This window comes from Paenibacillus elgii NBRC 100335 (assembly GCF_004000865.1).
Classification (GTDB): Bacteria; Bacillota; Bacilli; order Paenibacillales; family NBRC-103111; genus Paenibacillus_G; species Paenibacillus_G elgii.
The window spans coordinates 140,697-154,861 of record NZ_BIMB01000005.1 but is presented as its reverse complement, the minus strand read 5'-3'; the positions used below and the strand labels follow the sequence as shown (position 1 = coordinate 154,861).

Genomic DNA, 14,165 nt, shown 5'->3' with positions numbered 1-14,165 from the left:
TGCAATCTATTGCAGCGCATCCAGCTGCTTTTTCAGGTCTTCAAGCTTCTTCTTTACTTCGGCGAGCTGTGTATAGAGCTGGTTGCTGTTGTCCGTCTTGCTGCTGGCGCTGTCTTTGGTAAAGGCGAGCAGCTCGTTCACCGCATCGACCTTCGTCTGCAGCTTGGCCATTTCGCCTGTCATGTTGTCTTTGAGCTCAGCGATTTGCTTCTGGTATTGCTCCTGCACGGCGGTAAGCTGTTCATTCGTTTGGACGGCAAGCTCTTCTTTCAGCTGCCGCTTCAAATGATCGGTATAAAGCTTGCCGCCCCATGCGCCCGAGCCGACAAGCACGGCCCAGACCAGGGCCAGAATCAGATACGTTTTTTTCGTCGGTTTTCTCGGCTTGACGTTGCGCGGAGCGGACGGTTGTCCCGCCGGCTCGATCTGCATACTCATGGCTGGTTCACCTTCCTGTACTCGTTAGGGGAGACGCCAACCGTTTTCTTGAACACTTTGCTGAAATATTTCTCGTCGTCGTAGCCGACCATGGCGGCGATCTGGGAAATGCGAAGATTCGGGTTCAAAAGCAGCAGCTTGGCTTTATCGATGCGGATGCCGCTGATGTAATCGGATAAATTCACATGAAATTCCTGCTTGAACTTACGGGAAATATATTCACGGCTCAAATAAAAATGGTTGGCGATTTCCTGCAATGTAATGTCCTGATGGTAATGATTCTGAATAAACTTGGCAATTTCAAAAATAACGTTGCTGTCCTGCCGCTGATGCGACAGAAGCAGCCGCGAGAGCTCGGACAAGCTGCGGACGAGCTGCTGCTCCCAGCGATCGAGGGACAGAAACCCTTCCTCGTCCAGCGGAACGACGAACGGCGCGCTGTGTTCCTCCTCGCCGCGGAGTCCGTCGCCCTCGAATAGCTCGGCCAGCCAGCGGCTGCGCACGACATTGTATTCATGCCACCAATGCTCCAACTGTTCCATGTCGATATACTCCAGCTTGCGCACGTCCGCGAACCACGCGGCGACCGCGCGGCGGATCTGCTCCTCGCTGCCGCTCTGCACCGAGAGCCGGATCGGTTCGGCGTAATCCGTAAACGAAAGCTGTCGACTGCTTGGCGCCGCCGCAGCGGGTCCGGCGATCAGCGTGCGCTTCTCCCGGATCAGCAGATTCCGTCTGCGAAGCACCTGCCTGGCTTCAAGATACGCGGCCGTCAGTCCTTCGGGGAACGGATGCACCCGGCTGACGCCGGTATCGAAGCAGTTGCGGACCGTGTCCCGGATACCTTCCCGAATGCGTTCGAGCAATGCTTGCGTCTGGTCCAGCCCGCCATAGAGCAGCAGGATCGCTTCGCTGTCGCTGTTCCAATACCGATAGGCGATGCCTTGCCGGGGGCCTCCGGACGCGCGCGCGGCCAGCAGCTCGTTGCAGATGTTCGTGAGCGAGAAAAAGAGCAGCTCGTAATCGGCCATAAACCTGTCCTTGAAGCTGAGGCTCATCGTATCCAGGCTCAAGATGGCGATCCGGCACTCTTTTACCGAAGGCACGAGCCCGAATTCCGCGTCCAGCGCTTTGGCGTGCTGGGAATACAGCTTCGGCTCGGTCAGCAGGTTGGACAATATTTTGTCCCAATAGACCGGCTTCAGCTGATTCATCTCGATATTTCGCGCCTGCTGCAGGCGGCGATCCGACTCTTCGCGCCGGATGGCGGATACCGCCTTCTCCACCGCGGCAGCCAATTGCTCGTGATCGATGGGCTTTAGAATGTAATCGACGCCGCCGTATTGAACGGCGTGCCGGACAAGCTCGAATTCGTCGTGCCCGCTGATGACGATCGTTTTGCCGGACGGGTATTGGCTTTGCAGCCATTCCATCAGCTCCATGCCGCTCTTGACGGGCATCATCATGTCCGTAAAGATAAGCTGCGGCCGATGCTCCTCGATTTGCCGGACGGCGTCCAGCCCGTCCTGGGCTTCCAGCACCTGATCGATGCCGAAGTCGCTCCATCGGACGAGCAGCTTGATCGCTTCCCGCACGTGCTTTTCATCATCGACGATGATGGCTTTCATAGCTCCCCGTTCTCCTTCATATGGATGGGCATAAGGATCGTTACCTTGACTCCGTAAGGCTTGTGATGCTCGATCCTCATGTCCGCTTCATGGTTGTAATAGAGCCGCAGACGCGATACCACATTGATCAGACCAATGCTGTCTTCCTCCTGCAGATGCTCGGACGGCGAACCGAGTCGCGCTTTCAGGCGCTGCAGCTCTTCCTCCGCCATCCCTTTCCCGTTGTCCGCCACCGTCACTTCCATGCGTCCGTCTTCCGCGATGCTACTTGCGATCAGCAATTTTCCCGTGTTTTGTCCCGGATCGAAGCCGTGTTTAAAGTAGTTTTCCACAATCGGCTGCAGGATCATCTTGGGCACGGGGACCTGAAGGGTGTCTGCGTCAATGTCGTACTCCACGGTTAATTGATGTTCAAAGCGCTGCATCTGCAGCTCCATATAGGAGCGGACATGCTTTACCTCGCTGTCAAACGGAACGATGGCGACGCTGGTATTCATGCTGTAGCGCATCATTTTGGCCAGAGACGACAGAAGCGAATAAATCCGCGGCGCATCGTGCTGCAGGGCAAGCGTTCCAATCGACTGCAGCGAGTTGTACAGGAAGTGCGGATTAATCTGCGCCTGCAGCGCCTTCAGCTGATTCGTCTTGTTGGCCAGCTCCAGCTTGTACTCCTGCGTGATCAGGTTGTTGATCGTCTGCATCATAATGCGGAAGCGATTCGCAAGAATGCCGAACTCGTCATTTCCTTTGACGTGAATATCGACTTGCATGTTGCCGGATTGAATTTTTCCGATATATCCGATCAGCTTTTTGATCGGCGCGGTAAAGCGGAACGAAATGTACAACGTGGCGGAAATGACCACCACAAGGAATCCGATCAAAATCAGCGTATTGATTTCGGTCAGCTGTCTGGCGTTGCTGTACAGCCGGTCGTACGGAATCCGCTTGACGAGCGTCCATTCCATATAAGGCGTCGCCATGCGCTCGTACATTTGAATACCCTTGAATTCGCTGCTGTCCGTTTCGAAGCTTCCGCTCGGTTCGGATAAGCTGAGCAGATGGGTCACCCAAGGCTCGTCGATCTGCATTCCGACCGGTCCGGGGCCGTACACGACCCGACCTTGCTTGTCCAAAATATAAAGCTGCTCTTCTCCTTTTTTATAAAGCTGCTCGCAGATGGAAGAGAGCATATTCAAGTTAAAGTCAATCGATAAAATGCCGAAGTTTTTCATGGTCACGGCATTGACAACCTTCCGGTGCAGGCTGATCGCGGGAGCCGGAGGCACCGGACCGAAGCCGCTCGTTCCGTACAAATGGCTCGGGTGCGTCGGCTCCAAAGTGACATCCCCCGTCTGGCTGACCGGAGGAATGAATTTCTTCCCGCTCGTTTCGTTACGGTAGATATTCCCTTGCGTCCACAGGTACGATTTATCCGTATCGGCGATATACAAGTATACTTGTTGTATATCCTTCACGGCGTTGGCAATGCTCTGCAAACCCCGGACGATTTCGTTGCGGCTCGTGTAATCGGCAGCCCCGGCTTCGATCGCCTCGTAAAAATCAATGTCGTTATACACCGTAAGCGAGGCCTGATTGATGCCGTTCAAATAATTGATAATATTCGTCTTGCCTTGATAGATCAAGTTGGAATTCGTCTGGATCGTTTCCCGGGTTATATTTTGCTTCGTAAAATAGTACGTCATGACGATGGAAGTGGAAATCGGCAGTATGGTGGCCGCAAGCAAAAACACAATCAGTTTATTCCGGATGCTGTTACGGATCATCGCGATTCCCTCCACGCAAATGTCGGCGCCATTATTGTACCAGTTGAGGTCAATAAATTCCACCTGATACGTCACCAGAATGCGTGTCCTTTGCTTTTTGAGGCTTATATACTGGGAGTATACTTTCAGCTTGGCCTGCGAATTGTAAGAAATAAAGGGGGAAAATCCATGAAAGCGAAACAGCGGCTATCCGGCATACTCCAGCAAACCGTCTTTGTCGGCCCGGCCTTTCTGTTCTTCAGCCTCATTGTCCTTGTTCCGTTTCTCATGAGCATGTATTATTCGTTCACGGAATGGAACGGGGTCACGTCGAACGTCAAATGGATCGGCCTCGACAACTTCAAACAAATCCTGACGACGGATACAGATTTCCATAAAGCGTTCTGGTTTACGACGCGGTTCACCGTGACGAACGTCATTCTGGCGAACCTGCTCGGCTTCTCGCTGGCGCTTCTGCTGTCCCAGGCGCTCAAAACGCGGAACGTGCTGCGGACGGTCTTCTTCCTGCCGAACGTCATCGGCGGACTGCTGCTCGGGTTCATCTGGCAGTTTATTTTTATCAAAGGGTTCTCGACAATCGGCGAGCTGACCCAAATCGCCTTCTTCCAGCTCCCGTGGCTCGGAGATGCCCCGACGGCATTCTGGGGACTCATCATTGTAAGCGTATGGCAAACGGCCGGTTACTTGATGGTTATTTATATCGCCGGCTTGGCGAACGTGCCGAAGGAGCTGACGGAAGCGGCGACCATCGACGGGGCCACCCGCTGGCAGGCGCTGCGCCATATTACGATCCCGATGATCATGCCTTCGGTTACCGTGTGCTTGTTCCTGACGATCTCCTGGGCGTTCAAAATGTACGATCTGAACGTATCCTTGACACAGGGCGGACCGTTCAACTCGACGCAATCCGTGGCGCTCAATATTTATGAAGAAGCGTTCCGCAACAACCGCTACGGCTTGGGAACGGCGAAGGCCTTTATTTTCTTCATCGTGGTGGCGTTGATTACGCTCATTCAAGTGTCCCTCACCAAGAAAAAGGAGGTTGAAGTATAATGGAAGCGTCCAAAAGCTATAATCTGCGTACCTTCGCCCTGGAGCTGTTAGCCATTGTGCTTGCCCTGCTTTTCTTGGTACCGTTCTATTTCGTTATCGTCAATTCGATGAAATCGTTCGGCGACCTGCTGGTCAATTCGGCGAATTTGCCGAAATCGATCAACTTCGACAACTACGTCAAAGTATGGGGCATCATGAAATTTCCGAAAGTATTTACGAACTCGCTGATTATTACTGTTTTCAGCAACCTGGGGCTTGTGGTGATCGGCTCCATGGCCGCTTACCGGCTGGTGCGGTTCCCGTCGAAGTTCAATAATCTGCTGTTCCTCGCCTTCGTGGCTGCGATGGTTATCCCGTTCCAATCGATCATGATCCCGCTCGTCAAAGTGGCAAGCGAGGTCGGCTTGATGGACAGCAAGCTCGGACTGATCTTCTGTTACTTCGGCTTCGGGATTTCGATGACCGTATTCTTGTATCACGGCTTCGTCAAGGCGATTCCCCGGGAAATCGAGGAATCCGCGACCGTGGACGGCTGCACGCCTTACGGCGTGTTCTGGAAAATTATTTTTCCGCTTCTGAAGCCGATGAGCGTCACGATTATACTGCTGAACAGCTTGTGGATTTGGAACGACTTCCTGCTGCCGCTGCTCGTGCTGAACAGCCCGGATCTGCGGACGATTCCGCTGGCCACGTATTCGTTCTTCGGCCAATATACGAAGCAGTGGGATATGGCGCTGGCCGCGCTCGTACTTGGCGTCATTCCAATTGTTGCCTTCTTCTTGGCGATGCAGCGGTTTATTATCGAAGGGATTACGGCCGGATCGGTCAAAGGCTAACAATAAATGGTAATGTAAGCGGTTGTTCAAAATGTTCCACCTTTTCGTTCAATATAGTACGTGTTCGAAAGGCAGGGCATTTTATACAATACAAGTGAAACGAACAGATACAAAAAGCAGCATTAAATAAGGGAGGTTACACCATGAAAATGAACAAGGTTGCGAGCGCCGGAATGGCAGCAATTATGCTGATGTCGCTCCTCGCGGGCTGCGCGAAAAAAGAAGAAGCGCCAAGCGGAACGAACGCCGGCGGCGGTGCCGCTGGAGGCAAAACCGTAACACTGAAAATGTTCCAATTCAAGGTCGAAATTGCGGAGCCGCTTGCCAAGCTGGCGGCCGAATACGAGAAGCAAAACCCGGGCGTCAAAATCCAAATCGATACGGTCGGCGGCGGCGCGGACTACGGCGCGGCGCTGATGGCGAAATTCAACTCCGGGGACAAGCCGGACATTTTCAACAACGGCGGCTTCTCCGATTTGGACAAGTGGATCGAGCATTTGGAAGACCTGTCCGACCAGCCTTGGGTGAAGGATCTGGTGCCGGTCTCCAAAGAGCCGATGACCAAAGACGGCAAGCTGTACGGTCAGCCGCTTAACCTGGAAGGCTACGGCTTCCTGTATAACAAAGACTTGTTTGCCCAAGCCGGCATCACCGAGCTGCCGAAAACGTTGACGCAGCTTGAAGACGCGGCGAAAAAGCTGCAAGCCAAAGGCGTTACGCCGTTCGTGAACGGCTACGCCGAATGGTGGGTGCTCGGCAACCACTTCGTGAACCTGCCGTTCGCTTATCAGAAAGACCCGAACGCGTTCATCGACGGCCTGAACAAAGGCACGGCGAAAATTCCGGGCGACCCGGTGTTCGACAATTGGGTGAAGCTTTTCGATCTGCAGCTCCAGTACGGCAACAAGAACCCGCTGCAAACCGACTATAAAACGCAAGTAACCGAGTTCGCTACCGGCAAAGCGGCGATGACGCAGCAGGGCAACTGGACGCAATTGCAGCTGACGCAAACGAACCCGAACCTGAAGGTCGGCTTCCTGCCGATGCCGATCTCCGACGATCCTGCAGCCAACGACAAGCTGCCGGTCGGCGTGCCGAACAACTGGGTCATCAATAAAAATTCTCCGAACAAAGAAGAAGCGAAGAAGTTCCTGAACTGGCTCGTGACTTCGGATATGGGCAAAAAGTACATGGTGGAAGAATTCAAGTTCATCCCGGCCTTCACTAACATTCAAGGCGACGAGAAAATTCTTGGACCATTGGCTGCCGATCTGATGAAATACAGCAAAGAAAACAAAACGCTGAGCTGGAACTGGTTTAAATTCCCGGGCGGCGAAGCGTCCAGCAAAAAGTTTGCTTCCACGATGCAGGCGTATGTCGCGAAGCAAAAAACGAAGGATCAAATGCTGACGGAATTCCAGCAAACTTGGGAAAGCTTGAAGAAATAAGATGGTTAAAAAATCAAGGCATCTGCCCTGGCGGGTGGTGCCTTGATTTTTTTGTATGCTTGGCGGAATGGCTGGTGCTATATTTCGGCGCGATAATTATTGCCCAGGCGATCGCCGAGCCCGAAGTAATGGCGGAAGTTGTAGATCAGCGGGTTCCAGCGCGAAGGGTCGATATGATCGCTGCCCGTCTTCTTCACGATGTCCGGGAGAGCGTGGATTTGCACCGCTTCGGTTTCGACGATGGCAAACATCGGCGCATAATCCGGGAACGTGATCTTCTTGACGGTGCATTCGATTTGCAGCGGGCATTCCGCGATTCGCTGCGGTTTAACGGAGAGCGAAGCGACCGGCGTAAGCCCGGCGGCGGTGAATTTATCCGGCTCGTAGCGGTAACCCATCTGCGCTTTGTAGTCTGGTACCGGATGTTTTCCGGTGAGCGGGCCCAGCTTTTCGACCTGCTGCCACATCGCGGCGTCAGGAACGTTGACGACCAGCTCCGGTGTCCGCTGCAGGTTGTCGATGCCTTGGCCGCCGAAGCCCATGCCGAGCACCAGATATCGTCCGAGCGCCCAAGACGAGGAAAGGGGACTGATGTTGGTCGTACCGTCTTCGTTCAGCGTCGTGGCGAGAATAACGGGCATGCCGTAGTATAAAATTTTTGGCTGAATGTTCAAATGGCTTGCTTCCGTAGGGGAACCTTTCGTGTTCATGCTTCATTACCTCCGATGGTTGTCATAGTCCGATAGGAAATTCGGGATAACTGCTCCTAGCTCATTGTAATTCATGGACGTTTCTATTATCATCGAAATGTGGAATGCAATGAAAAGGAGGACTACGATGAGTCTGAATCGGAATGTATCATCCATCGCTTCGCTGATTAGCGACCCGTCCCGGGCGGCCATCCTGCTGCATTTGTTGGACGGCCGCTGCCATCCGGCTGGGGACTTGGCAGCCGCAGCAGGAATTACGCCGCAAACCGCCAGCTTCCATTTGGCCAAAATGGCGGAGCTCGGAATTGTAACGGTAGAAAAGCACGGTCGACACCGGTACTACCGGATCGCGAAGGCGAGCGATGCGGAAATGATCGAGCAGCTGCTTTCGTTTGCCGGGCCGGTGCCAGTCATCTCGTTACGGCAATCGGACCAAATGAAAAAGCTGCGCCACGCCCGGATGTGCTACGACCATCTGGCAGGAGAAGCCGCGGTACGTATTGCGGAATCGCTGCAAAGGGCAGGGCATTTGCAGAAAGACGGGCTGCAGCTTCACGTTACGGCTTCCGGCGAACGTTTTTTTGCGGACCTTGGCTTGGACTTGCCGCAGCTTCGCAAGAAGCGGCGGGCTTTCTCCCGCTGCTGTCTCGATTGGACGGAGCGCGAGCACCATTTGGCCGGTGCACTTGGGCAAGGGCTAACTGAGCTTATGTTTGCGATGGATTGGTTTCGCCGGGAGGAGCAAAGCCGGGCCGTGCGAATCACGCAGGAAGGAATGCAAGGCATGGCGGAGCGATTTGGAATTCAGCTGGATTAAACCGGCGGCTGGTACAGCGGTGCATCCAACCGACAAGGGACGGGGAAAAGGCTAATAACGGGAGGTTGACCGGGGCCTCCTTCCGCTGCTGGCGAAAAATGACCGTATACGCTTGCAATCGCGCTTGTTTGCGGTTTCACAAACGGTAGTCCCCGCTGATACAATGGTCGTAAAATCGATGTTGAGCGAACGGAGGACATGGGCGCCTCCTGTTTGCCGGAGAGGCGGTCCAGGCTCGGATGGGGTTACGACTCGGAGAAGCAGTCAGGCATTGGGCGGAGTCGCGGAAGACAGCGGTGCCGGAAGAAAAGAGGCTGTCGGCCGAGGCCGTCGCTTCGCTCTTTATTCATTTTTGCTTTCAGTTCGGAGCTTCGATGTCGGGCGTCTTTTTGACGCTGTACTTGTGGCGGCTGACCCACAGCCTCGAAATTAATGGAGCATACTTTGCGATTAACTATGCGGTGGCTCCGCTGGCATTCGCGCTCGGCGGCTGGATGATCAAGCGCAAGGACCGCATGGTGACGTACCGGCTGGGCATTGCGATGATTGCGCTATTTTATTTGTCCGTTGTCTTCTCCGGGGAACTGGTGGCTCGATATTATGTGCTCTTTGCCGTGCTGAACGGCATCGCGAGTTCGTTTTATTGGGTAGGTTATTTGACCTTGATGTATGATGTTACGACGGACCGGAACCGCATCCGTTTTCTCGCGATTAATATGATAACGTTTACGCTTGGCGGCCTGATCGGACCGGCCTTGGCCGGATTTCTCATTCGGCAATTCGAGGGCTTGCAGGGCTACACGATCGTTTTCGGCATCTCGTTCCTCATGTTTTTGCTGGCAGCGCTCGGCAGCTTCAAGATCCCGATGAAAGCTTCGCACCATAAAGCGTATTATCTGAAATACGTCGGCCTGCTGATGCGCAAAAACCGGGATTGGACTTATTCGCTAATCGCCTTTTTGGTGATGGGGCTGTTTCAGGGACTGATGCTGTTTTTGCCGAATATTTTGCTTTTCCAGATCGTCGGCCGGGAGGATCTGGTCGGCTATCTGGGGGTACTGTACGCCAGTCTCGGCATCGGCACGGGGATGTTCATTTCCCGTTACGGCACCGAATCCAAGGCGAAGGCCTTTATGTTCATCTCGACCATAGGGTTCGTAATCGGCACGGCGTTCATTTTGTGGAAACTGACGCTTGGGACCGTTATCGCATTTATGATCATTTATTCTATCTGTGCGCCGCTGCAGGGCAATACGATTACTTCGTACTATTACCGCCTTATTGGCGTGCTGCCGCTCAAAGGCCAGCTTCGCGTCGAGTCGGTCGTGATGCGCGAGACGCTCTTGAATGCGGGCCGCGTCGTATCGATCGGCCTGCTTGTCTGGCTTACAAGCGCCGCAGGCAGCGAGGTGCTTCCCTGGGTGCTGGCGGCAGCGGCCGTGCTGCAAATCGGGCTGGTCTGGCTGCTGAGCCGACGCGCGGAGGAAGAGCCGCCTCTGGGTGAGGTCCCGGCAGTACGCGGTCCCGGCTCGGAAAGCGGCTCCCGCACCGGTATGAAAGCTTCCTCTTGATTGAAGGGGAAGCTTTTTTTGTGCCGCTTAGGAAACGGATGGAATGGAATCTGCGACCGTGGGGGGATGCTAACGGTAACGAATAACGAAGGGGCGTAGATCATGTACGATTGCATCGTCGTCGGAGGGGGCATCGCCGGCTTGCAGGCGGCTATTCAGCTTGGTCGGTACCGGCATCGTGTGCTGGTGATCGACAAAGGGCGAGGACGCTCAACGCTGTGCCGAAGCTACCACAATGTGCTCGGTTGGCCCGATGGAGTCTCCGGCCAAGAGCTCCGCCATCTCGGACGGACGCATGCCGAACGGCTCGGGGTGGAATTTCGCCGTGATGAGGTGGTGGCGGCGGCAAGGAACGGCCGCGGCTTTCAGATCGCGCTTGCCGATGGGGGCGGAGCCGTCCACACCGAGACGCTGCTCGCGGCAACCGGCGTACTGGACCGCTTCCCGCCTCTGCCCGGGCTGGAAGAACGCCTTGGGATCAGCGTGTATGTGTGCCACGACTGTGACGGCTACGAGGTCGGCGGGAAGAGGACCGTTGTGATGGGATCGGGGGATACGGGAGCGGGAATGGCGCTTGCTTTGCGCTATTGGACCGATCGGATTATTTACGTTAATCACGAACGGCAAGCGGTGGGCAGCGGGCATGCGGACAAGTTGAAGGAAGCGGACATACCGCATGTTGAAGCGGAAATCGCCGAGGTGCTCGGCGGGCCGGATGCCCGGTTCGACGGGGTACGCTTGTCGGATGGCCGGACGATTGAGGGAGAGCGCGGATTTATCGCTTTTGGCGGCAACGAAGTGCATACCGGATGGACGGTGGCGCTTGGTATTGAGCGGCTAGAGAACCGTCATATCGTCACCGACCCGCGTACCAAGATGACGAACGTTCCCGGCGTCTGGGCGGCAGGAGATATCGGAGTGCACTCGGAGCAGGTCACGATCGCGATGGGCGAGGGCTCGCAGGCGGCGATTTGGATTCATAAAGAGCTTTTGAAGAGGAAAACGAATACCGCAGTCTTCGTTTAAGTCACACCGCATAAGTAAAGGGACCAAAGCCGTCTCCGTTAAGGGGATCGCTTTGGTCCTTAGCGTTTGTTTCCCGATCATGAAGGAGATATTAGGATTTTGGCGCCTCCAGCAGCCGCTTCCAGGCTTTCATCGATGCTTCTCCGTTGACGAACAGACGTTTCAGCTTTAGCGGGTCCTGCTCGGACGAAGCCCACCCCTGATCGATGGTGAACGCATACCGGAACTTATTCTCTTTTAAAAGATTCAAAGTCATACGATTGAACTCACCATACGGATAACAAAAAATATCGGCTGTCGTGCCGAGCTGTTCCTCGATCAACCGCCTGGATTCGGTAATTTCATCCGCTTGCTTCTTGGCGCTCAGCTTCGGTAAGTGCGGATGGCTCATGCTGTGAGGCTGAATGTCCCAACCCGCTTCTTTCATCGCTTTGACCTGCTCCCAATCCAAATAATAACCGTCGCCCACAAACCCCGGGACCATGAATAATGTGGCGTTAAATTTTAACTTTTTGAGCAGCGGATAAGCGTGTTCGTAGTTGTCCGCATAGCCGTCGTCAAACGTGAGCAGGATCGGTTTTTCCGGCGGTTTTTCTTTGCCTTCGAGGATATCGGTGAATTGCTGAAGCGTAAGCGTCGTGTAGCCTTCGTCAGCCAAGTAGCGCATCTGTTCCTCGAATTTGTCCGGGGCGATGGTCGCCCGGTTGCCGGGATCGACGGTAATGCTGTGGTAATTGAGCACGGGGATGCGAATGGAAGAAGCGGCCTGCGCGGGCGATGATAGGGCAGGGGTGAAAAGTGATAACATGCAAGCAAGCATAGCAAGACATAACGCGAAGAGAGCCCGAACGAACGGTTTCATAGCGCACGTCCTTTCTGCACGGTAGTGTATCACTCTATACATACCCGCTGCCTGAACGATTTATGCATTTTGTAGGACTGGGACTTGCGGAGCTTCGGCGGTATCCGACTCCGCGGTCGGCAAGTAAGCCTCTACGACATGAGCAAAAGTTTGCAGCTCCGCTTCTCCCTGCGGGGTGAGCTTGTATACGCCGCGGGCGACGCGTTCGAACCACAGGTACACGTTCTTCTGAAGCATGCCTGCGGCTTGAGCATTGCCCGTCAGGTCGCGCAGCTGTTTGGGGCTCATGGGGCCATGGGTGCGCAGCAGCGCCGCGAGATGAAGCGATTTTTCGCGGTAAGCGGTGACGAGCTTTCGCTTGGTGCTGCCGCCGACGTTATAATCGGCCCGGCGTTCTTGAAATTCTTGCATCAGCTTGCCGGCTGCATATTTGTTATGCCTTGGCATTTTAAGCGGCATGGCGAGCCCGGAACCATCCAGCGGATGACATTCGACCTCGACCCGCGGCTTGCGCGTTTTATAGAATTGCACGGCGATCATGCCGAGGCCAAGCATGCCGCACAGCCTGCGGAGCTCCGGCCAGGTAGCGCCGTGCGGCGCGCGCCCTTTGGCTGGCCGTTCGAAAGCGACGTATACGAAGCGGCTGATCCGCAGACGGTCGATCGCTTGCAGCAGGAGCGGGATCGAGAAGCTTTTTTTCAATTCGACGATGACCGGAGGCTCCTCCCCGCGGATGGCGACCAAATCGCAATGACGCACCTCGCCGCGTACCGTGTAACCGAGCTGCTCCAAATAGGCTTTAACGGGGGCGTACAGCTCCGTTTCACTTTTGATAGCCAAGGGGCCGCGCCTCCTTTTTTCTTGGGGTGATATGGTATGGTTATTATACCATAGCTTGGGAGGGGAGGAGGGAGGAAAGGATCATACCGCATTTTTGAGCTAAAACGCTTGCAGTGCAGCGGACATTTGTGTAACAATACATTGTAAAGTGTTCAGGGATGGAGATCGGGGTCTTTATGGAACAAGAGAAGCTAAAAAAAATGATCGAGGCCGCCAAGCTTTACTATTTGCTGGATTACAGTCAACAGGATATCGCGAACAAGCTGGAGGTTTCGCGGCCGACCGTTTCCCGCCTACTGCAGCAGGCGAAAGAGGAAGGAATCGTTGAGATTCGCATCTCGGACCCGACCGAGGATCGGAAAATCCTGAGCGAGCAGTTGGAAGAGAAGTTCGGGCTGAAGCGGGCGCTGGTCGCGTCTATCCCGTTGTTCGAGGATCATGTGATCAAGCAGTATTTGGGCAAGATGACGGCGGACTATTTGAGGGAAATCGTTCAGGACGGCGACATTATCGGCACTATCTGGGGAACGACCATCTATCAGGTGGCGACGCATCTGGAGCACAAAGCGCTGAAGGACGTCCGAATCGTCCAACTGAAAGGCGGCGTCAGCCATTCCGAGAAGAAGACATACGCCTCGGAAACGCTTCATTTGTTCGGGATGGCATTCGATGCGACGCCTTACCAGCTACCGCTGCCGGCTATCGTCGACCATGTGGTGGTGAAACAGGCGATTGAGGCGGACCGCCACATCCGGAAGCTGCTTGACATGGGGAAGCAGGCGAATATCGCTTTGTTCACGGTTGGCGTGCCCCGGACGGATTCGCTGCTGTTCCAGCTCGGCTATTTCACGGAACAGGATATGCAGCTGATCGCCGACCATGCGGTAGGGGATATCGCTTCCCGGTTCTTCGATAAAAACGGCGAGATTTGCAACGAGACGCTGAATGCCCGCACGATCGGGATCGAACTGCACGAGCTTAAGACAAAAGACCAATCGATTCTCATTGCAGGCGGCTTGAAAAAGGTCGAGGGCATCCGCGGCGCATTGAAAGCACAGTATGCGAATGTGCTGGTAACGGATCAGTACACGGCCAAAATATTATTGGAGCAAGAAGGATAACGTAATTGAGCGGATTCGGCATCTTGATAAA

General features: G+C 54.5%; 13 protein-coding genes. 7 read left to right on the top strand and 6 right to left on the bottom strand.

What is annotated here, in order from left to right; genetic code table 11:
* Positions 1-6 precede the first annotated feature (6 nt).
* Genes PEL01S_RS05755 through PEL01S_RS05745 form a run of 3 tightly spaced genes read right to left on the bottom strand, consistent with a single transcriptional unit; the run spans position 7 to position 3,913 of the window.
* The gene (locus PEL01S_RS05755) at positions 7-438 is read right to left on the bottom strand and encodes a PilN family protein (protein WP_063181365.1); all 432 of its coding nucleotides are present in this window, start codon (positions 436-438) and stop codon (positions 7-9) included.
* On the bottom strand, positions 435-2,066 hold the full coding sequence (locus tag PEL01S_RS05750) for a response regulator (RefSeq protein WP_127459677.1): 1,632 nt from the start codon (positions 2,064-2,066) through the stop codon (positions 435-437). The genes PEL01S_RS05755 and PEL01S_RS05750 overlap by 4 nt, the downstream gene beginning before the upstream one ends.
* Positions 2,063-3,913 carry a cache domain-containing sensor histidine kinase gene (locus PEL01S_RS05745; RefSeq protein ID WP_255320076.1) on the bottom strand — a complete coding sequence of 617 codons (1,851 nt, stop codon included), beginning with the start codon at positions 3,911-3,913 and terminating at the stop codon, positions 2,063-2,065. The genes PEL01S_RS05750 and PEL01S_RS05745 overlap by 4 nt, the downstream gene beginning before the upstream one ends.
* 105 nt (positions 3,914-4,018) lie before the next feature.
* Between PEL01S_RS05745 and PEL01S_RS05740 the strand changes: the two genes are divergently transcribed.
* The 3 genes from PEL01S_RS05740 (at position 4,019) to PEL01S_RS05730 (ending at position 7,187) form a co-directional block, all read left to right on the top strand.
* Positions 4,019-4,903 carry a carbohydrate ABC transporter permease gene (locus PEL01S_RS05740; protein ID WP_063181370.1) on the top strand — a complete coding sequence of 295 codons (885 nt, stop codon included), beginning with the start codon at positions 4,019-4,021 and terminating at the stop codon, positions 4,901-4,903.
* Entirely contained in the window at positions 4,903-5,739 is an 837-nt protein-coding gene (locus PEL01S_RS05735) for a carbohydrate ABC transporter permease (protein ID WP_010496311.1), read from the top strand. The genes PEL01S_RS05740 and PEL01S_RS05735 overlap by 1 nt, the downstream gene beginning before the upstream one ends.
* A gap of 149 nt (positions 5,740-5,888) precedes the next feature.
* On the top strand, positions 5,889-7,187 hold the full coding sequence (locus PEL01S_RS05730; RefSeq protein WP_371860682.1) for an ABC transporter substrate-binding protein: 1,299 nt from the start codon (positions 5,889-5,891) through the stop codon (positions 7,185-7,187).
* Between the two features lie 77 nt (positions 7,188-7,264).
* Here PEL01S_RS05730 and PEL01S_RS05725 read toward each other — a convergent pair whose 3' ends face one another.
* Positions 7,265-7,897 (bottom strand): flavin reductase family protein, encoded by a 633-nt coding sequence (locus PEL01S_RS05725; RefSeq protein WP_127459675.1) that lies wholly within the window; start codon positions 7,895-7,897, stop codon positions 7,265-7,267.
* Between the two features lie 133 nt (positions 7,898-8,030).
* Between PEL01S_RS05725 and PEL01S_RS05720 the strand changes: the two genes are divergently transcribed.
* From PEL01S_RS05720 to PEL01S_RS05710, 3 genes are all read left to right on the top strand, one after another.
* Complete coding sequence (locus PEL01S_RS05720) at positions 8,031-8,714, top strand: ArsR/SmtB family transcription factor (protein WP_239551049.1); 684 nt, start codon at positions 8,031-8,033, stop codon at positions 8,712-8,714.
* A 239-nt stretch (positions 8,715-8,953) separates the two neighbouring features.
* Complete coding sequence (locus tag PEL01S_RS05715) at positions 8,954-10,285, top strand: MFS transporter (protein ID WP_127459673.1); 1,332 nt, start codon at positions 8,954-8,956, stop codon at positions 10,283-10,285.
* A gap of 102 nt (positions 10,286-10,387) precedes the next feature.
* On the top strand, positions 10,388-11,311 hold the full coding sequence (locus tag PEL01S_RS05710) for an NAD(P)/FAD-dependent oxidoreductase (RefSeq protein WP_127459672.1): 924 nt from the start codon (positions 10,388-10,390) through the stop codon (positions 11,309-11,311).
* 91 nt (positions 11,312-11,402) lie between these two features.
* On the opposite strand, the gene PEL01S_RS05705 is transcribed toward PEL01S_RS05710, so the two are convergent.
* The gene (locus PEL01S_RS05705; protein WP_127459671.1) at positions 11,403-12,173 is read right to left on the bottom strand and encodes a polysaccharide deacetylase family protein; all 771 of its coding nucleotides are present in this window, start codon (positions 12,171-12,173) and stop codon (positions 11,403-11,405) included.
* A gap of 60 nt (positions 12,174-12,233) precedes the next feature.
* The gene (locus PEL01S_RS05700) at positions 12,234-13,013 is read right to left on the bottom strand and encodes a DUF2161 domain-containing phosphodiesterase (protein ID WP_127459670.1); all 780 of its coding nucleotides are present in this window, start codon (positions 13,011-13,013) and stop codon (positions 12,234-12,236) included.
* Positions 13,014-13,189: 176 nt separating this feature from the next.
* Between PEL01S_RS05700 and deoR the strand changes: the two genes are divergently transcribed.
* Complete coding sequence (gene deoR, locus PEL01S_RS05695; protein WP_063181384.1) at positions 13,190-14,134, top strand: DNA-binding transcriptional repressor DeoR; 945 nt, start codon at positions 13,190-13,192, stop codon at positions 14,132-14,134.
* The last annotated feature ends 31 nt before the right edge of the window (positions 14,135-14,165 follow it).